The organism is Actinacidiphila glaucinigra, from assembly GCF_900188405.1.
Classification (GTDB): domain Bacteria; phylum Actinomycetota; class Actinomycetes; order Streptomycetales; family Streptomycetaceae; genus Actinacidiphila; species Actinacidiphila glaucinigra.
Genome location: NZ_FZOF01000025.1, coordinates 123,109 through 140,187, shown reverse-complemented (window position 1 = coordinate 140,187; position 17,079 = coordinate 123,109). Strand labels below are relative to the sequence as shown.

The following is a 17,079-nucleotide window of genomic DNA, read 5'->3' as shown; positions in this document are numbered from 1 at the left end:
CGCCTTCGCCAGCACCAACGACGTCCCCATCACATCACTACCGTGAAGCCCGCCGTCCTCGACATGCACCGCCTTGTCCGCACCCATCGACAACGCCTTGCGCAACGCGTCCTTCGCATCCTCCGGACCCACCGTCACCACCGTCACCTCGGCATCACCCGACGCCTCAGCGATCTGCAGCGCCTGCTCCACCGCATACTCATCCAGCTCCGACAGCAGACCATCCACCGCATCCCGATCCGTCGTCAGATCCCCCGCGAAATGACGATCCCCCGTGGCATCCGGCACGTACTTCACCGCGACAACGATCCTCAAGCTCACGCCTGTCTCCTACTGCTGCATGGGTACGTCAACTGGCCTTGTGAAGGCAGCATAGGCGCCTTCGACGGCGGCTCCCCGTCGGGACGCACGGCGCCCCGGCAGAAATATTACTCGCCAGTACAGCCCTCGGTCCGCCCGCGGGCAAGGGCGGCGGGCTGTGACCTTGACGACCCGGAGCGCGGTCCGGGGACCGGTGCGGAGGGGTCAGTGGCGCAGCGCGTTGTACCGGCCGTGGTGGTAGAGCAGCGGGCGGGCCGCCTCGCCCCCGGGGGCACCCGCCACGGCCTGGGCGACGACGATGCGGTGGTCGCCGGCGGGTATACGGGCCAGCACGCGGGCGACCAGCCAGGCCTGCACGTCCTCCAGGAGCGGTACTCCGTACGGGCCGGGTCCCCACGCGGTGGGCGGCGCGAAGCGGTCGGCGCCGCTGCGCGCGAAGGTGGCGGCCACCTCCTCCTGGTGCTCGCCGAGGATGTGGACGCCCACGTGGCCGGCGTCCGCGATGGTGCGCCAGGCGGAGCCCGTGCTGCTGATCCCGAAGGAGAGCAGGGGCGGATCGGCGGACACCGAGGTGAGGGAGGTGGCCGTGAAGCCCGCGGGCCGGGCGCCGGCCGCGGTGATGACCGCGACCCCGGCGGCGTGCCGGCGGAAGACGGCGCGGAAGGCGGTCGGGTCGAAGGGGGCGGTCACCGCGGGCGGCACGGGCGGCGCGGGCAGCGGGACCGGCGCGGGTGCGGGGATCGAGGTGGGCACGACGCCGGAAGGGGTGGCGGCCGGCGTGCCGAGGTCAGGCGAGGCGGTCATGGAGTTGTCCTTCGTCGTGCTGTCGAGCCGGATGGGTGCGGGGTCCTGGGCACTCAACGGTCGTGACAGCGCGCGCTCGCGTGCCGACCGAGGTCGACGTCGAAGCGGGAGTACAGAAGGAGGTCTCGCGACATGGCGTCAGGCTGACGATCGGAGCGGGGCCGCGTCAAGGGCGCCCCGGCAGGTGGGACGGGGGTCATACACCGGGCGCGGGTCACACCGCCGCGCCGAGCGCCGCGATGACGTCGGCCTTGCGCGGCTGGCCCGACGCGCGCCGCACGACGGTGCCGCGGGCGTCGAGCACGAGCACGGTCGGAGTCCTGACGATGCCCAGCCGGCGCACCAGGTCGAGGTGGGCCTCGGCGTCGATCTCCACGTGCCGCACCCCGTCGACCATGCCCGCCACCTCGCCGAGGGTGCGGCGGGTGGCCCGGCAGGGCGCGCAGAAGGTGGTGGAGAACTGGAGGAGCGTGGCCCGCTCGCCGAGTTCCGCGCCGATCTCACCAGCCGTCAGCTGCTGCGTCGCGTCCTTGTCCCGCACCCGTACCCTTCCGTCCCTGCGCTTGTGGAGCATGCCGAGGATCCCCGCCGCCGCGAGCACGGCGACGCACACCACCAGTCCGGTCAATTCCGGCCTCCCTGCCGTTGCAGCGTTCACAGGACCGCCATGATTCCAGGGGGTCCGGACGGCGTCCGTTCCGGAATCATGGCCCCCATGAGCCCTCACGCCATTGATGCCCGTGGACCGCGCTTCGGCGCAAGCCTGACCAGTGTGGTGCTGGCCGTCGTCCTCGTCACCGGCAGCGCCTGGCTGCTGGCCGTCCAGGCACTGGTGTTCGCGGTGGGCGCCGCCGCGGGGGTGCAGAACTCACCGTACGGCCTGCTGTACCGGGTGGCGGTACGGCCCCGGCTGGGGCCGCCGGCCGAGACCGAGGACCCTGCCCCGCCGCGCTTCGCGCAGGCGGTGGGTCTGGCGTTCGCTCTCGTCGGGCTCGCCGGATACGCCGCGGGCCTCGCCTGGCTGGGCCTTGCGGCGACGGCCTGCGCGCTCGCGGCGGCCTTCCTCAACGCGGTGTTCGGCTACTGCCTCGGCTGCGAGATGTACCTGCTGGTGCGTCGTACGACCGGGTGACGTGACGAGAATCTCGCCGCACGACGGGCACGCGGGATGACACGGCACCCGTTTACGGTGCACGATCAGCCCGCGACCGGAAACCTACGGCCGCGTAACTTCCGCCGGGGGCCACCCCCTACGAAGAAGGGGGCCCAGCCATGGCCGAACTCGTCTACCCACCCGTCATCGGCTTCGCCCGCACCATGTTCAAGGTGCAGGGGTTGCGTTTCGACATCTCCGGCACCGAGCACGTGCCGCGCAAGGGCGGCGCGTTGCTGGTGAGCAACCACATCGGCTACCTGGACTTCGTGTTCGCCGGGCTGACGGCGCTCCCGGCGAAGCGGCTGGTGCGTTTCATGGCGAAGGAGTCGGTGTTCCGGCACAAGGTGTCCGGTCCGCTGATGCGGGCCATGAAGCACATCCCGGTGGACCGCTCCGAGGGCATGCACGCGTACAAGCACGCGCTGACGGCGCTGCGCTCGGGCGAGATCATCGGCGTGTTCCCCGAGGCGACCATCTCGCAGTCCTTCACCCTCAAGTCCTTCAAGTCCGGTGCCGCGCGCCTGGCGATGGAGGCCGGCGTGCCGCTGCTGCCGGTCGCCCTGTGGGGCACCCAGCGGCTGTGGACCAAGGACCAGCCGCGCCAGCTGGGCCGCAACGGCTTCCCCATCTCCATCCGGGTGGGCGAGCAGATGACACCGCACCAGGACGAGAAGCCGGGCGCGCTGACCCGCCGGCTGCGGCTGCGCGTCCAGGAGCTGCTGGAGGACGCGCAGCGCGTGTACACCGGCCGCCCGTCGGGCCCGAACGACCACTGGTGGCTGCCCGCGCACCTGGGCGGCACCGCCCCCACGGCGGAGGACGTCGCCGCCCGGGAGCGTGCGGCGACCGCGGAGTAACGGCACGCGGGGGCGGGGGCGGTTGGCGGGGGCGGTGGGCGAGGTCAACGCTCCTCCCGCTCCGGCAGGTCGGTGGGCAGCAGCCGCCACAGGTGCGCCCGGTCGGCAGCCTGCCGCAGGGCGGTGAGGACGACCGCCGGCGGTGCGGCGTACAGACCGGGGTAGTCGCGTTCGCCGAGTGCGGGGCGGGGCACCCAGGCCAGCCGTTCCTCCCCGAGGGAGAAGCGGGCGTCGACGCCGGGCTTGTTGCCCCGCGGGTCCTGCCGTGCCCAGCGGTCGTGACCGGGCGCCTTGAGGGCGACGAGCCCGTGGACGACGGGATCCGTGCCGTCGTCACGGGTGAGCCGCTGGTAGCACAGCCCCGCGGGGATGCCCTCGGCACGCAGCAGTGCGGTCAGGGCGTGGGCCTTGGCGTGGCAGATGCCGGTGCGCTGCTCCAGGACGTCGGAGGCGCGCCAGGTGACGCGCGGGTCCCCGGAGTCCGCGGAGTGCGGGATGGTGTCGCGGACGAACGTGTACGCCGCCTCGGCATAGGCATACGGATCGGGGGCCTGTGCCCGCAGCCGCGCGGCGGTCGCCCGGACCAGCGGGTGCTCGTGGTCGACCGCTTCGTCCGCCGCGAGGAAGGCGGCCGCGTCCGCCGTCTGGGGTACGGGCTCCATGTGGCGGATACTAGGAAGACGCGCAGCGATTCGGCAATTGACTTTTCCGTTGGCAGCATAACCATGCAGCACGGGGGTGGCCGTCGTGGCCCGAGCACCCGGACGTCCCGCGAGAGCGGCGATGCTGGTCGTGCTGGCGGTGTTCGCGGTGTTCCTGGTCAGCCGGGGCTGCGGCGGCCCCGAGCGGACACCCGGTGGGCCCTCCTCCACCTCGACGGGGTCGGTGCCCGGCACCAGCGCGGTCGCCCGGTCGCCCTTCACGGGCCTGCCCGGGAGAACCGGCGGGCCCGTCCTCGCGGTGAAGATAGACAACGTGGGGACCGCCCGGCCGCACACCGGGCTGGGCCGGGCCGACCTGGTCTACGTGGAGCAGGTGGAGTCCGGTCTCACCCGTCTGCTCGCCGTCTTCTCCTCCCAACTGCCCGACCGGGTCGGCCCGGTGCGCAGCGCCCGCGAGTCGGACCTGGAACTGCTGCGGCAGTTCGGCAGCCCGGCCCTCGCGTTCTCCGGGGCGCAGTCCAGGCTGCTGCCGGTGGTCGCGAAGGCGCCGGTGTACGACGTCTCCCCCGCCCACGCCCCCGGCGCCTACGTACGCGACGGGTCGCGCCCCGCCCCGCACAACCTGTACGCCGCTCCGGATCGGCTCCTCGCCGCGGCTCCGGACGCCTCCGCCGCCCGCGACATAGGCTTCCGCTTCGGCGACGCGCCGCCCGGCGGCACCCCCCAACGCGACCGCACCGTGCGCTACCCGAACGGCTCGGTGGGCCTGCACTGGTCGGCCGAGGGCGACCGCTGGCTGGTCTCGTTCGACGGCGACCCGGCCACCACGACCGACGGCGGCAGGCTCGGCGCGCCGACGGTGGTCGTCCAGTACGTCACGGTCCGCCCCTCCGGCTTCCACGACCGCTGGGGGAACACCTCCCCGTACAGCGAGACCGTGGGCACCGGGCGGGCGGTGGTGCTGCGCGACGGCAAGGCGTACGACGCCACGTGGTCACGTCCCGACGCGGCGGCGGGCACGCGGTTCAGCACGCCCGGCGGGCAGCCGGTGAACTTCGCCCGCGGGCCGGTCTGGATCGTGCTGGCGCCGCTGCCCCGCTGAGCTCACGCTATGGCGCCGTTCGCAGTGGGCGGATCGGGGACGCCGGCCCCGCCCAGCGCGGAGGCCAGGTCGTCGTGGACGGTGAAGACCCGGATCGTCCGGGTCAGCCGCAACAGCCGCAGCACGCAGGGGCTGTCGCCGACGACGCCGAACCGGCCGCCGCGGTCGAGGGTCCGCTTGCGGGCCCGGATCAGGACCGACAGACCGCTGCAGTCCATGAAGCTCACCCCGCGCAGGTCCACCACGACGTCGGGCCGCGCTCCGGCGGTCACCGCGTCCAGGCGCGCGGCCGCCAGCACGCCGGCGCACAGGTCGAGCTCCCCCGTCAGTTCCACCACGGTCGTGCCGCCGACCGTCCATTGCCGCACCCCGAAGTCATGCTCGTCGTCGAACACGCCCGGCCCCCCGACTGCCGCTTCCTGCTGGGCCCCTGACGCGGGGTGTGCGCCGCGCGCGGCGAACGCGCCGCGCACACCGTCGCGTGTACGGAATACCCCCCTGCCGTACCGGGCGTCAACACATGGGACTAAACAGACAGGACGACCAGGTCCCGCGAGGTCTGGTTGAGCCGTTCTCCGCCCTCGGGCGTGCAGACGGCGATGTCCTCGATCCGGGCGCCGAAGCGGTCCGGGAGGTAGATCCCGGGCTCCACGGAGAAGGCCATGCCCGGCTCCAGCGGCCGGGAGCTGCCCGCGACGATGTACGGCTCCTCGTGCGTCTCCAGCCCGATGCCGTGGCCGGTGCGGTGGATGAAGTGCTCGCCGTAGCCGGCCGCGGCGATGATGTCCCGCCCGACCGCGTCGAGTTCCTCGGCGGTGATCCCGGGGCGGACGGCGTCGGTCTGGGCGTGCTGGGCGCGCCGCAGCACCTCGTACATCTCGCGGAACTCCGCGGGCGGTTCACCGACCGCGTAGGTGCGGGTGGAGTCGGAGCAGTAGCCGTCCTGGGTGGTGCCGCCGATGTCGACGACGACCGGGTCGCCGGCCCGGATCACCCGGTCGGAGACCTCGTGGTGCGGGCTGGCCCCGTTCGGGCCCGAGGCGACGATGACGAAGTCGACGGTGGTGTGCCCCGCCTCGATGACGGCATCGGCGACGTCACGGGCGACCTCGCGCTCGGTGCGCCCGGCCCTGAGCCACTCCCCCATGCGGCGGTGCACCCGGTCGATGGCGCCCGCGGCCCGGCGCAGCGCCTCGGTCTCCGCGGCCGACTTGCGCATCCGCAGTTCGCGCAGCACGTCGCCGGCCAGGCTCTGCTCGGTGCCGGGGAGGGCCGCACGGAAGGCGAGCACCTTCTCGGCCCACATGTGGTTGTCGACGGCCACCCGCGCCGTCCCCCGCGGCAGCCGGCCGGCGACCAGGGCGTACGGGTCCTCGGTCTCGCCCCAGGCGACGACGTCGACGCCGAGCGCGCCGAGCGGGGAGGCCTCGGCGCCGGGCTTCTCCAGGTGGGGCACGACGAGGAAGGGGTCGCCGAGCACCGGAAGCGCCAGGCACACCAGGCGCTCGGTGAGATGGGCGTGGTAGCCGGTGAGGTAGCGCAGGTCGGGGCCCGGCGAGACGAGCAGCGCGTCGAGTCCCGCGTCGGCGGCGGCCTTGCGGGCGAGTTCGAGTCGCTCCGGGGGGTACAGGGATGCTGCGGAGTCGGTCACGACTCTTACCGTAGACGCCCCTGGCACCCTCCGCAGTCGCTTGCGTCGGCGCAGGTCGTAGGCTGGCCCCGATGGACCACCACGCCACTCCCGGGGCGCTTCGGGCGCTCGCCGCCCGGCTGCGCGCCCTTCCGCCGTCCTGCGGGCCCGTGCGGCTCGTCGCCGTGGACGGCCACGCCGGATCCGGCAAGACGACCTTCGCCGCCGCGCTGGCGTCCGCATTGGACGGCGCTCCCGTCGTCCACCTCGACGATCTGGCCACGCACGAGGAGCTGTTCGAATGGACCGGGCGGCTGCGCGAGCAGGTGCTGGAGCCGCTGCGCCGCGGTGACACGGCCCGGCCCGCGAAGTACGACTGGGTGGCGCGACGTTTCGCGACGACCCTGGAGGTGCCGCCGGCCCCCGTGGTCCTGCTGGAGGGCGTGGGGGTCGGCCGCCGCGAGCTGCGCCCCTGGCTGGCCGGCCTGCTCTGGCTGGAGGTGGCACGGGAGACGGCACGCGAGCGCGGCGAGCGCCGGGACGGCCCCGAGCTGGCCGGGTTCTGGGCCGGCTGGATGCGGGCGCAGGACGCGCACTTCGCCGCCGACCCCTCCCGCCCGTTCGCGGATCTGCTGGTGCACCAGCGTCCGGACGGCTACGAGCTACGGGAACAGCCCGCGGGCACCCCGCTCACCGAGGCCCTCCGTCACTGACCGTGACCGCTCGCAGCCGGTGCGCTGTGGCCGCCCGGAGACCGCCGGAACGGTGCCTCAAGGCCGCTTGACCCGGGGGCCGTACAGGACTTACGTTCTGAATGCGCGGTCACCGTCGACCGCGCCTCAGACGCGAAGCCCCCGGTTGTTCCCCCGTGACCGGGGGCTTCGTTCTGCCCTCTGCGGGTGATCCGGCCCCGCACGGCAGCCAGTTGCTCACCCAACGTCACCGTCCGCGTCGCTCTACGGCCCACGGGGCCCGCGCGGGTACCATGCCAACGGGTGCGCCGCCCCGGGAAGGTGGCGTCCACCTGGCACCAACTTCCGCTTCGCGTAACCTGGTTGGAGCGGCGTACGGCGGGCGGCACCGGGGGGAACGGCTGGTGGGGACCTGATGGACTTCGGCACAGAGCATTCGGGCGCCCCCGCCGATCTCGCCTGGGTACGGGCCGTCGAGGCCTACACCATGGGCGCATACACCCAGGCCGAGGAGGAGTTCCGCGCCGCGGTCCGCCTCGACCCCGGCATGGCGGACGCCTGGCTCGGACTGCACGCGCTGCGCGCGGACACCTCCACCGCGCTGCTGCAGATGTACCGGCACCGCGACCGCTTCGGCGAGCAGCGCAGCGCCTACCGCCGGTCGATGAACTCCTGGTACTGGCTGGGCTGGTGGGTGCAGCCGGTACTGGAGACCCGCCGCGACCTGCTGCTCGCGCACGCCTCCCACTGGCTCGACGGCCGCCACATCGCGGAGCTGGACCGGGCCCTGGCCGAGTGCCCGCCGATCGACACCGATCCGCACGTCCGCTTCCTGCACGCCTGCCGGGCCTATCTGGTCAAGGACTGGGACCAGTTGGTGCGCCACACCGAACCGCTCCTCGGCGACCAGGTGCTGGGCATCGAGGCCGGCCTGTTCGGAGGGATGGCCCGGGTCCGGCTGGAGCTGTACGGGCAGGCCGAGCCGCTGCTGACGACGGCCCTGATGCGCTGCCGCAGCGAGCAGCCGCAGCGCAAGGAACTCCGCTACTGGCTGGCCCGCGCGTACGAGGGCACCGGCCGCACCGCGGCCGCGCTCCCCCTGTACCAGGCGGTGCAGAGGGTCGACCCGGCGTTCATGGACACCGCCGCGCGGCTCGCCGCGATCGACGAGTCGGACGGCCTCACCGACGGTACGGCCGACCTGGCCCCGGTGACCCTGCAGGGCTACGGCCAGACCGGGCCGGAGGCGCTGCCGCCCGAGCCCGATCCGCTCGACGCCCGGGCCGGTGCCGCCGCCATGCCGGGCGGTCTGGGTGCGGGCTCGGTCCTGGACGATCCGCTGGGCGCGGTCGGCCCGATCGACGACGACATCCGGGAGAAGGCGATCCTGCCGGTCTCCCCCGTCGTTCCACAGGTCCCGGTCACGGCCCCGGACCCGGTGCTGCTCTCCCAGGCGCTGGCCGAACTCGACCGCATGGTGGGCCTGGAGCCCGTCAAGCGCCAGGTGCGGGCGCTGTCGGCCCAGTTGCGGATGGCGCGGCTGCGGTCGGGACAGGGCCTTCCGGTGCAGCCGCCCAAGCGGCACTTCGTCTTCTCCGGGCCCTCCGGCACCGGCAAGACCACGGTGGCACGCATCCTCGGCCGCGTCTTCTACGCTCTCGGTCTGCTGGGCGGCGACCATCTGGTCGAGGCGCAACGCGCCGACCTCGTGGGCGAGTTCCTGGGGCAGACGGCCGTCAAGGCCAACGAGCTGATCGACTCCGCGCTCGGCGGGGTGCTCTTCGTCGACGAGGCGTACGCACTGTCCAACTCGGGCTACAGCAAGGGCGACGCCTACGGCGACGAGGCGCTGCAGGTCCTGCTCAAGCGCGCGGAGGACAATCGCGACCGCCTGGTCGTCATCCTCGCCGGCTACCCCGAGGGCATGGACCGCCTGCTGGCGGCCAACCCCGGCCTCGGCTCGCGCTTCACCACCCGGGTCGACTTCCCCAGCTACCGTCCGCACGAGCTGACCAGCATCGGCGAGGTCCTCGCCGCCGACAACGGCGACCGCTGGGACGACGAGGCCCTGGAGGAGCTGCTCGCCATCAGCGGCCACGTCGTCGACCAGGGCTGGATCGACGAGCTGGGCAACGGCCGCTTCCTGCGGACCCTGTACGAGAAGAGCTGCGCCTACCGCGACCTGCGGCTGTCCGGCTACGCGGGGCAGCCGTCCCGGGACGACCTGTCCACGCTGCGCCTGCCCGACCTGATGCAGGCCTACGGCGAGGTGCTGTCGGGCCGTGGCCCCGGGCTGCCGCCGCCCGAGCCCATGGAGTGAACGACGCGAGAGGGGCCCGAGCGCATGCGCCCGGGCCCCTCTCGCGTGGGTTCCCGGGTCAGCCCGCCATCACACGCGGCGGCCGGGCGACCTCGCCGGGCTCCTCGGCGGCCGGGGCGGCGCCGGGCTTCCCGGGCTCCGGGACCTCCCGGTGCGCCGGGTCGCGGACCTCGCCGACCAGCATCTCCAGCACGTCCTCCAGCGCGACCAGCCCCAGCACGCGACCGCCGGAGTCCGCGACCGCCGCCAGGTGCGACGCGGCCCGCCGCATCTGGGTGAGCGCGTCGTCCAGCGGCAGCTCCGCGCGGAGGGTGGCCATCGGCCGCCACAGCCGCGCCGGGACGGGCCTGCCGGTGTCCTCCAGGTCGAGGACGTCCTTCACGTGGAGGTAGCCGAGGTAGGCCCCCTCCGGTCCGGCCACCGGGAAGCGCGAGTAGCCGGTGCGCACGGTCAGCTCCTCGACCTCGGCGGGGGTGACGGACGCGTCGACCGTCACCAGCTCCTCCGGGGACAGCAGGACGTCCGTGACCGGGCGGGTGCCCAGCTCCAGCGCGTCCTCCAGGCGCTCCTGGGCGTCGTCGTCGAGGAGTCCGGCCTGCCGGGCGTCCTCGACGAGCACCGTCAGCTCCTCGCTGGTGAAGACCGCGTCGATCTCGTCCTTGGGCTCCACCCGGAACAGCCGCAGCACGATCTTGGCGCACCAGCCGAGCACCGCGATGACCGGCCGGAACAGACGTGCGAAGCCGACCAGGCCGGGGCTGAGCCACAGCGCGGTCTTCTCGGGCGCGGCCATCGCCAGGTTCTTGGGGACCATCTCGCCGATGACGAGGTGCAGGAAGACCACGACGGCGAGGGCGATGACGTATCCGAGCGGATGGATCAGCCCTTCGGGCAGGTGGATCGCCTCGAAGACCGGCTCCAGCAGGTGGGCGACGGTCGGCTCGGCGACCGCGCCCAGGGTCAGGGAGCAGACCGTGATGCCGAACTGCGCCGCCGCCATCATCTGGGGCAGGTTCTCCAGCCCGTGCAGGACCGTACGGGCCCGCCGCTGCGAGCCGGCGAGCGGCTCGATCTGGCTGCGCCGTACGGAGACCAGGGCGAACTCGGCGCCGACGAAGAAGCCGTTGCCGAGCACCAGCAGAGCGGCGAAGAACAGCTGCAGGAAGCTCATCGCCCGCCCTCCTGCCCGTCCTCGGGCTCCTCGAACCCGACGCGGACCAGGCGAACCCTTTCCGCGCGGTGGTGCGCGACCTCGCGCACCCGCAGCTCCCAGCCGGGCAGCACCGCGGTGTCCCCCGGCTCGGGGATGCGTTCGAGGAGGTCGGCGACGAGGCCGGCCACCGTCTCGTACGGACCCTCGGGGGCCTCCAGCCCTATGCGCTCCAGCAGGTCGATCCGGCAGCCGCCGTCGGCGTCCCAGACGGGGTTGCCGTTCTCGGCGGGGGCGGTCGCCAGCTCGGGCAGGTCGGCGCTGTCGTGCTCATCGCGCACCTCTCCGACGAGCTCCTCGACGATGTCCTCCAGGGTGACGACGCCGGCGGTGCCGCCGTACTCGTCGACGACCACGGCGATCGGCTGCTCGCGGCGCAGCTGCTCGAGGAGCGGCTGCACCGGCAGCGTCTCCGGGACGAGCAGCGGGGCGACCGTGACCCTGCCGACCGGTGTGCGGTCGCGCAGGTGGGCCGGGACGGCGAGGGCGTCCTTCAGGCTGGCCATGCCGACGATGTCGTCCAGCCGCTCCCGGTACACCGGGAAGCGGGACAGCCCGGTGGCCCGGGTCAGGTTGAGGACGTCCGCGGCGGTGGCGGTGTCCTGCAGGGCGCTGACGCGCACCCGCGGGGTCATCACGTTCTCCGCGGTGAGGTCGCCGAGGGAGATGGTGCGGACGAAGAGGTCCGCAGTGTCCTGCTCGAGGGCCCCGGCGCGGGCGGAGTGGCGGGCCAGCGAGACCAGCTCGGTGGGGGTGCGCGCGGAGGCCAGCTCCTCTGCGGGCTCCACGCCCAGCGCCCGCACCAGGCGGTTCGCGGCGGCGTTGAGGGCCTCGATCACCGGGCGGAACAGGGCGGAGAAGGCCCGCTGCGGCCCGGCCACAAAACGGGCCACCTCCAGCGGACGGGACACCGCCCAGTTCTTCGGGACGAGCTCGCCGATGACCATCTGGACGGCCGAGGCGAGGATCATGCCGATCACCACGGCCACGGCGGGCGCGGCGCCCTCGGGTACGCCCACCGAGGTGAGCGGTCCGGAGAACAGGTCGGCGAGGGCGGGTTCGGCCAGCATGCCGACCACCAGTGAGGTGATCGTGATGCCGAGCTGGGTGCCCGACAGCTGGAAGGACAGCTTGCGCAGCGCCTCCACGACACTGCGGGCCCTGCGGTCACCCTCGGCGGCGGCACGTTCCGCGGCGGGCCGCTCGACGGTCACCAGGCCGAATTCGGCGGCGACGAAGAAGCCGTTCGCGAGGATCAGGAGGAAGGCTGCCGCAAGCAGCAGCAACGAGGCGCTCATGCCGCCGCTCCCGTATGTCGAGGGGGAGAGGCGGCGCAGGTACTACCGGACGATCCGTCCATCGGGGATTGGGTGTCACTCCTCGGGTCGTTGCGAAGGTTCCAGAGTAATGAAGAAGCGGGCCGTGGCGGCAGGTCTAGTGCGCCATCGGCTTGCCGGTACCGTACGCCTCGGCGAGGGCCCGCAGGGCGCGCGCGTCGCGCAACGCGCGGGCGCGTCCGATCCCGGGCTGGATCCCCATGGCGGCCAGGCTGGTGCCGTCCGCGAGGTCGAGGTACACCCACGGGTCGCCGGTACGCAGGTTCACCCGCAGGACCTGCGCCCATTCCAGCCGGCGGCGGGTCGTCAGGTTGACGACGGTCACACCGTCGCGGTCGGCGGTCACCTTGGGGCGGCTGAGCAGCGCGAGCACCCCGGCGACCAGCAGACCGGTGAGCACGAGATAGATCCGGTCCGAGGTGTGCCAGGGCCGTGCGCCGTCCGAGGGAAGCAGGACGGCGATCGCGACGAAGGCCGCGAGCAGCCCGGCACCCAGGCCCAGCAGCACCGCGCGGGTGCGGGCGGGCCGGAAGGTGACGGGCAGCGCGGGGAGTTCCGCGGGCACGGTGGACGGGGTGGGCGAGGTCACAGACGGCACGCGTGGATCCCGGTGGTGAGGATGGCCCGTGCGCCGAGCTCGTACAGCTCGTCCATGATCCGCTGGGCCTCGCGGCTGGGGACCATGGCGCGGACGGCGACCCAGCCCTCGTGGTGCAGCGGGGAGACGGTCGGCGACTCGAGGCCCGGCGTGAGGGCGATGGCCCGCTCGACGTGCTCGACACGGATGTCGTAGTCCATCATCACGTAGCGGCGGGCCACCAGGACGCCCTGGAGGCGGCGCAGGAACTGCTGCACCTTCGGCTCGGCCGCCGCGTCCTCGCCGCCGGCGCCGGCCCGGCGGATGACGACCGCCTCGGAGTCGAGGATCGGCTCCCCGATGACCTCCAGCCCGGCGTTGCGCAGCGAGGTGCCCGTCTCGACGACGTCGGCGATGACGTCCGCCACACCGAGGTGGATGGAGGTCTCGACGGCGCCGTCGAGGCGGACCACGGAGGCCTCCACCGCGTTGTCGGCGAGGTGCCTCCTGACGATCTCCGGGTAGGAGGTGGCGACCGTCTTGCCGCCGAACTCCTTCACGTCCGTCACGCCGCCGGGGGTGGTGGCGTAGCGGAAGGTGGAGCGGGCGAAGCCGAGCTGCAGGATCTCCTCGGCGTTGGCACCGGAGTCCAGCAGCAGGTCGCGGCCGGTGATGCCGATGTCGAGGCGGCCCGAGCCGACGTAGATGGCGATGTCGCGCGGGCGCAGGTAGAAGAACTCGACCTCGTTCTCGCCGTCGACGAGGACGAGTTCCTTGGAGTCCTTGCGCTGGCGGTAGCCGGCCTCATGCAGCATCGCCGACGCAGGTCCGGACAGTGAACCCTTGTTGGGGACGGCGATGCGCAGCATGGAGACGTTCCTTCGTATCTCGGATGTGGGTGGGAGGGGGCGTGGGGCGGCGCGCGGGGTGGGGCCGGTCGGTGATGATCCGCTCAGAGATGAGCGTATACGTCGTCGAGGGCGATGCCCCGGGCGACCATCATCACCTGCAGGTGGTACAGCAGCTGGGAGATCTCCTCCGCGGTGCGGTCGGCGCCCTCGTACTCGGCTGCCATCCACACCTCGGCGGCCTCCTCGACCACCTTCTTGCCGATCGCGTGCACTCCCTTGCCCACCAGTTCGGCGGTCCGGGAGGTGCTGGGGTCGCCGGTGGCGGCCTTGTGCTGGAGCTCGGCGAAGAGCTCCTCGAATGTCTTCTTGGCCATGGTGGTCCCCACCCTACGCGGAAGCGCCCCTACCTCAGCGCCACGGCTCGGATACTGAACGCAGGACGGTCGCGGTGGCGATCGCGGCGGTGACCGCCTCGTGTCCCTTGTCCTCGTTCGAGCCGGGCAGTCCGGCGCGGTCCAGGGCCTGTTCCTCGGTGTCGCAGGTGAGCACGCCGAAGCCGATCGGCACACCGGTGTCCACCGAGACCTGGGTCAGGCCCTGGGTCACGCCCTGGCAGACGTACTCGAAGTGCGGTGTCCCGCCGCGGATGACGACGCCGAGGGCGACGACCGCGTCGTAGCCCCGGCTCGCCAGCACCTTGGCGGCGACCGGCAGTTCGAAGCTGCCCGGCACGCGCAGCAGGGTCGGCTCGTCGATGCCCAGGTCGCTGAGGGCGCGCAGGGCGCCGTCGACCAGGCCGTCCATCACCTGCACGTGCCACTGCGCCGCGATCACGGCCACGCGCAGGTCACCACAGTTCTTCACGGTCAGCTCGGGGGCGCCCTTACCGCTCACGTCCGTCTTCTCCTTGCTCGTTCTTGCTCGTTCTTGTTCTGGTGGTTCTGATGCTGCAGGTCGTGCGGGTCGTGCAGGTCGTGCGGGCTTTCGTGGTGCCGCTTCGGGGCTACTGGTTGCCGCAGGCGCCGGTGGGGGCCGGGTCCAGCCAGGGCAGGTCGTGGCCCATGCGGTCCCGCTTGGTGCGCAGGTACCGCAGGTTGTGCTCGCCGGCCGCGATCGGCATGGCGACGCGTTCGACGACCTTCAGGCCGTGCCGTTCGAGGGCGTCGGTCTTGTCGGGGTTGTTGGTCATCAGGCGCAGGGAGCGCACGCCGAGGTCGTCGAGCATCTGGGCGGCCGCCCCGTAGTCGCGGGCGTCGGCGGGCAGTCCGAGTTCGAGGTTGGCGTCGAGCGTGTCCCGGCCGCGCTCCTGGAGCTCGTACGCGCGCAGCTTGGACATCAGGCCGATGCCCCGGCCCTCGTGGCCGCGGAGGTAGACCACGACGCCCCGGCCCTCGGCCGCCACCTTTTCGAGTGAGGCCTGGAGCTGCGGTCCGCAGTCGCAGCGCAGCGAGTGGAAGACGTCGCCGGTGAGGCACTCGGAGTGGACGCGGACCAGGACGTCCTCGCCGTCGCCGATCTCGCCGGCGGCGAGGGCGATGTGCTCGATGCCGTCGGCGGTGCTGCGGTAGCCGTAGGCGCGGAAGTCGCCGAAGGCGGTGGGCAGCCGGGTCTCGGCCTCCCGGCGCACGGTCGGCTCCGAGCTGCGGCGGTAGGCGACCAGGTCCTCGATGGAGATGATGGCCAGGCCGTGCTTGCGCGCGAAGTGGACGAGCTCGGGGAGGCGGGCCATCGTCCCGTCCTCGTTGGCGATCTCCACGATGGCCGCGGCCGGGCGCAGCCCGGCGAGCCGGGCCAGGTCGACGCCCGCCTCGGTGTGGCCGTTGCGGGTCAGGACGCCGCCGGACTTGGCGCGCAGCGGGAAGACGTGGCCGGGCCGGACGAAGTCGCCGGGGGCGGAGCCGCCGGAGGCCAGCAGCCGGATGGTGGTCGCGCGGTCGGCGGCGGAGATGCCGGTGGTGACCCCGTGGGCTCCGCTCGCGTCGACCGAGACGGTGAACGCGGTCTGCATGGACTCGGTGTTGGAGTCCACCATCTGCGGCAGGTCGAGCCGGTCCAGGTCGTGCTCCTCCATGGGCACGCAGATCAGACCACGGCACTCGGTCATCATGAAGGCGACGATCTCCGGGGTGGCCTTCTCCGCCGCGATGATGAGGTCGCCCTCGTTCTCGCGGTTCTCGTCGTCCACGACGACGACGGGCCGGCCGGCAGCTATGTCGGCGATCGCACGCTCGACGGGGTCGAGGACGATCGGGGCGTCCTCCGCCACGTAGAGGGAGTGCAGTGCGGTGGTCATGCGGCCGCTCCTTCCAGGACGGGCCCGCCGTGCCGCGGGACCCGGGTCTGCTGCCACCAGGCGTACATGCCGGCGATCACGAGAACGAAGTAGATGACGTACACGAGCGCGGAGAACTTGAGGTCGCTGTTCCAGGCGAGGGGGACGCCGACCGCGTCGACGGCCAGCCAGGCGAACCAGAACTCGACCCAGCCCCTGGCCATGGCCACCATCGCGGCGACGGTGCCGACGAAGATGTAGGCGTCCGGCCAGGGGTTCCAGGACAGCGACGGGTAGAGCGTGAAGAGGCCGACGACCGCGAACAGTCCGGCCGCCGTACCGGCGACCAGCACGCCCCGCTCCCGCCAGGTGGCGAAGCGGACCCGGATCTCGCCGCCGTCCCGGACGCCGCGGCGCCACTGGAACCAGCCCCACACGGCGACGGCGATCACCAGCAGCTGCTTGCCGACGCCGCCGGTGAGCTGCGCCGACCAGTACGCGGCGACCAGCACCACGCCGGACAGCAGCTGGACCGGCCAGGCCCACACCGAGCGGCGCCAGCCGAGCGCGAGCCCGGCGAGGCCGAGGCCGTTGCCGACCACGTCGGTCCACTTGAAGTGCTCACCGAAGGCGGAGAAGGCGACACTGTTCAGGGTGTCGAGGGCGCTCATTCCGCCGGAGCCCCCTTCGGGGCGCCGGCCCGCTCCCCGTACAGCCGCTCGACGTACTTGGCGATCACGTCGACCTCCAGGTTCACCGGGTCGCCGGGCTGCTTGAAGCCGAGCGTGGTGAGGGCGAGGGTGGTCGGGATCAGGCTGACGGAGAAGAAGTCGGGGCCGGCCTCGACGACGGTGAGGCTGATGCCGTCGACGGTGATCGAGCCCTTCTCGACGACGTAGCGGGACAGCTCCGCCGGGAGCGAGACCTTCACGATCTCCCAGTGCTCGGCGGGGGTGCGGGAGATGACCGCGCCGGTGCCGTCCACGTGGCCCTGGACGAGGTGGCCGCCGAGGCGGCCGCCGAGCGCCATGGGACGCTCCAGGTTGACCCGGCTTCCGGGCTGCAGCGCGCCGAGGCTGGAGCGCTTGAGGGTCTCGGCCATCACGTCGGCGGTGAACTCGCCGTCCGCGGTGTCGACGACGGTGAGGCACACCCCGTTGACCGCGATCGAGTCGCCGTGCTTGGCGCCCTCGGTGACGACCGGACCGCGCAGACGGAAGCGGGATGCGTCGCCCAGGTCCTCGACGGCGACGAGGTCGCCCAGCTCTTCGACGATTCCGGTGAACAC

20 protein-coding genes are annotated in these 17,079 nt (G+C 72.8%); 5 read left to right on the top strand and 15 right to left on the bottom strand.

Annotated elements, in window-relative coordinates; genetic code table 11:
- From CHF15_RS34365 to CHF15_RS34355, 3 genes are all read right to left on the bottom strand, one after another.
- Positions 1 to 321 (bottom strand): electron transfer flavoprotein subunit beta/FixA family protein (locus CHF15_RS34365; protein WP_410169678.1); only part of this gene is annotated, 321 nt, incomplete at its 3' end.
- A gap of 204 nt (positions 322 to 525) precedes the next feature.
- Positions 526 to 1,125, bottom strand: a complete 600-nt coding sequence (locus tag CHF15_RS34360) for a flavin reductase family protein (RefSeq protein ID WP_245939180.1) — start codon at positions 1,123 to 1,125, stop codon at positions 526 to 528.
- 214 nt (positions 1,126 to 1,339) lie between these two features.
- Complete coding sequence (locus CHF15_RS34355) at positions 1,340 to 1,753, bottom strand: TlpA family protein disulfide reductase (protein ID WP_089227826.1); 414 nt, start codon at positions 1,751 to 1,753, stop codon at positions 1,340 to 1,342.
- A gap of 87 nt (positions 1,754 to 1,840) precedes the next feature.
- On the opposite strand from CHF15_RS34355, the gene CHF15_RS34350 reads away from it, so the two are divergent.
- Together CHF15_RS34350 and CHF15_RS34345 are read left to right on the top strand one after the other, a co-directional pair.
- Positions 1,841 to 2,257, top strand: a complete 417-nt coding sequence (locus CHF15_RS34350; RefSeq protein ID WP_026251912.1) for a DUF4395 domain-containing protein — start codon at positions 1,841 to 1,843, stop codon at positions 2,255 to 2,257.
- A gap of 140 nt (positions 2,258 to 2,397) precedes the next feature.
- Positions 2,398 to 3,138 (top strand): lysophospholipid acyltransferase family protein, encoded by a 741-nt coding sequence (locus CHF15_RS34345; protein ID WP_089227825.1) that lies wholly within the window; start codon positions 2,398 to 2,400, stop codon positions 3,136 to 3,138.
- Positions 3,139 to 3,182: 44 nt separating this feature from the next.
- On the opposite strand, the gene CHF15_RS34340 is transcribed toward CHF15_RS34345, so the two are convergent.
- Positions 3,183 to 3,800: a transglutaminase-like domain-containing protein gene (locus CHF15_RS34340; RefSeq protein WP_089227824.1), complete on the bottom strand. Its 618-nt coding sequence runs from the start codon at positions 3,798 to 3,800 to the stop codon at positions 3,183 to 3,185.
- Between the two features lie 85 nt (positions 3,801 to 3,885).
- Between CHF15_RS34340 and CHF15_RS34335 the strand changes: the two genes are divergently transcribed.
- Positions 3,886 to 4,902, top strand: coding sequence for a DUF3048 domain-containing protein (locus CHF15_RS34335; RefSeq protein WP_458363518.1), 1,017 nt, complete (start codon positions 3,886 to 3,888; stop codon positions 4,900 to 4,902).
- Positions 4,903 to 4,904: 2 nt separating this feature from the next.
- On the opposite strand, the gene CHF15_RS34330 is transcribed toward CHF15_RS34335, so the two are convergent.
- Entirely contained in the window at positions 4,905 to 5,297 is a 393-nt protein-coding gene (locus tag CHF15_RS34330; RefSeq protein ID WP_089227822.1) for an STAS domain-containing protein, read from the bottom strand.
- A gap of 131 nt (positions 5,298 to 5,428) precedes the next feature.
- Entirely contained in the window at positions 5,429 to 6,553 is a 1,125-nt protein-coding gene (locus CHF15_RS34325) for a M24 family metallopeptidase (RefSeq protein WP_089227821.1), read from the bottom strand.
- Between the two features lie 71 nt (positions 6,554 to 6,624).
- On the opposite strand from CHF15_RS34325, the gene CHF15_RS34320 reads away from it, so the two are divergent.
- Positions 6,625 to 7,245, top strand: coding sequence for a uridine kinase family protein (locus tag CHF15_RS34320; RefSeq protein ID WP_089227820.1), 621 nt, complete (start codon positions 6,625 to 6,627; stop codon positions 7,243 to 7,245).
- A gap of 394 nt (positions 7,246 to 7,639) precedes the next feature.
- Positions 7,640 to 9,544: an AAA family ATPase gene (locus CHF15_RS34315; RefSeq protein WP_089227819.1), complete on the top strand. Its 1,905-nt coding sequence runs from the start codon at positions 7,640 to 7,642 to the stop codon at positions 9,542 to 9,544.
- A gap of 58 nt (positions 9,545 to 9,602) precedes the next feature.
- On the opposite strand, the gene CHF15_RS34310 is transcribed toward CHF15_RS34315, so the two are convergent.
- The 9 genes from CHF15_RS34310 to CHF15_RS34270 form a co-directional block, all read right to left on the bottom strand.
- Positions 9,603 to 10,715 carry a hemolysin family protein gene (locus CHF15_RS34310; RefSeq protein WP_089227818.1) on the bottom strand — a complete coding sequence of 371 codons (1,113 nt, stop codon included), beginning with the start codon at positions 10,713 to 10,715 and terminating at the stop codon, positions 9,603 to 9,605.
- Positions 10,712 to 12,052, bottom strand: coding sequence for a hemolysin family protein (locus CHF15_RS34305; RefSeq protein WP_089227817.1), 1,341 nt, complete (start codon positions 12,050 to 12,052; stop codon positions 10,712 to 10,714). Before CHF15_RS34305 ends, CHF15_RS34310 begins: the two co-directional genes overlap by 4 nt.
- A gap of 136 nt (positions 12,053 to 12,188) precedes the next feature.
- Positions 12,189 to 12,680, bottom strand: a complete 492-nt coding sequence (locus tag CHF15_RS34300; protein ID WP_089227816.1) for a PH domain-containing protein — start codon at positions 12,678 to 12,680, stop codon at positions 12,189 to 12,191.
- Positions 12,677 to 13,537, bottom strand: coding sequence for an ATP phosphoribosyltransferase (hisG, locus tag CHF15_RS34295; RefSeq protein ID WP_089227815.1), 861 nt, complete (start codon positions 13,535 to 13,537; stop codon positions 12,677 to 12,679). The genes CHF15_RS34300 and hisG overlap by 4 nt, the downstream gene beginning before the upstream one ends.
- 83 nt (positions 13,538 to 13,620) lie before the next feature.
- Positions 13,621 to 13,893 (bottom strand): phosphoribosyl-ATP diphosphatase, encoded by a 273-nt coding sequence (locus CHF15_RS34290; RefSeq protein ID WP_089227814.1) that lies wholly within the window; start codon positions 13,891 to 13,893, stop codon positions 13,621 to 13,623.
- 34 nt (positions 13,894 to 13,927) lie between these two features.
- Positions 13,928 to 14,413 carry a 6,7-dimethyl-8-ribityllumazine synthase gene (gene ribH, locus CHF15_RS34285; protein ID WP_018564146.1) on the bottom strand — a complete coding sequence of 162 codons (486 nt, stop codon included), beginning with the start codon at positions 14,411 to 14,413 and terminating at the stop codon, positions 13,928 to 13,930.
- A gap of 109 nt (positions 14,414 to 14,522) precedes the next feature.
- Complete coding sequence (locus CHF15_RS34280; RefSeq protein ID WP_089227813.1) at positions 14,523 to 15,812, bottom strand: bifunctional 3,4-dihydroxy-2-butanone-4-phosphate synthase/GTP cyclohydrolase II; 1,290 nt, start codon at positions 15,810 to 15,812, stop codon at positions 14,523 to 14,525.
- Positions 15,809 to 16,462, bottom strand: coding sequence for a nicotinamide mononucleotide transporter family protein (locus CHF15_RS34275; RefSeq protein ID WP_089227812.1), 654 nt, complete (start codon positions 16,460 to 16,462; stop codon positions 15,809 to 15,811). Before CHF15_RS34275 ends, CHF15_RS34280 begins: the two co-directional genes overlap by 4 nt.
- A complete protein-coding gene (locus tag CHF15_RS34270) occupies positions 16,459 to 17,079 on the bottom strand; it encodes a riboflavin synthase (protein ID WP_089227811.1) in 621 nt (206 codons plus the stop codon). The genes CHF15_RS34275 and CHF15_RS34270 overlap by 4 nt, the downstream gene beginning before the upstream one ends.

Coding starts and splice junctions, on each gene's coding strand:
- CHF15_RS34360 (WP_245939180.1), bottom strand. CDS start 1,125: ATGACCGCCTCGCCTGACCTCGGCACGCCGGCCGCCACCCCTTCCGGC.
- CHF15_RS34350 (WP_026251912.1), top strand. CDS start 1,841: ATGAGCCCTCACGCCATTGATGCCCGTGGACCGCGCTTCGGCGCAAGC.
- CHF15_RS34345 (WP_089227825.1), top strand. CDS start 2,398: ATGGCCGAACTCGTCTACCCACCCGTCATCGGCTTCGCCCGCACCATG.
- CHF15_RS34340 (WP_089227824.1), bottom strand. CDS start 3,800: ATGGAGCCCGTACCCCAGACGGCGGACGCGGCCGCCTTCCTCGCGGCG.
- CHF15_RS34320 (WP_089227820.1), top strand. CDS start 6,625: ATGGACCACCACGCCACTCCCGGGGCGCTTCGGGCGCTCGCCGCCCGG.
- CHF15_RS34315 (WP_089227819.1), top strand. CDS start 7,640: ATGGACTTCGGCACAGAGCATTCGGGCGCCCCCGCCGATCTCGCCTGG.
- CHF15_RS34310 (WP_089227818.1), bottom strand. CDS start 10,715: ATGAGCTTCCTGCAGCTGTTCTTCGCCGCTCTGCTGGTGCTCGGCAAC.
- CHF15_RS34305 (WP_089227817.1), bottom strand. CDS start 12,052: ATGAGCGCCTCGTTGCTGCTGCTTGCGGCAGCCTTCCTCCTGATCCTC.
- hisG (WP_089227815.1), bottom strand. CDS start 13,537: ATGCTGCGCATCGCCGTCCCCAACAAGGGTTCACTGTCCGGACCTGCG.
- CHF15_RS34290 (WP_089227814.1), bottom strand. CDS start 13,893: ATGGCCAAGAAGACATTCGAGGAGCTCTTCGCCGAGCTCCAGCACAAG.
- CHF15_RS34280 (WP_089227813.1), bottom strand. CDS start 15,812: ATGACCACCGCACTGCACTCCCTCTACGTGGCGGAGGACGCCCCGATC.
- CHF15_RS34275 (WP_089227812.1), bottom strand. CDS start 16,462: ATGAGCGCCCTCGACACCCTGAACAGTGTCGCCTTCTCCGCCTTCGGT.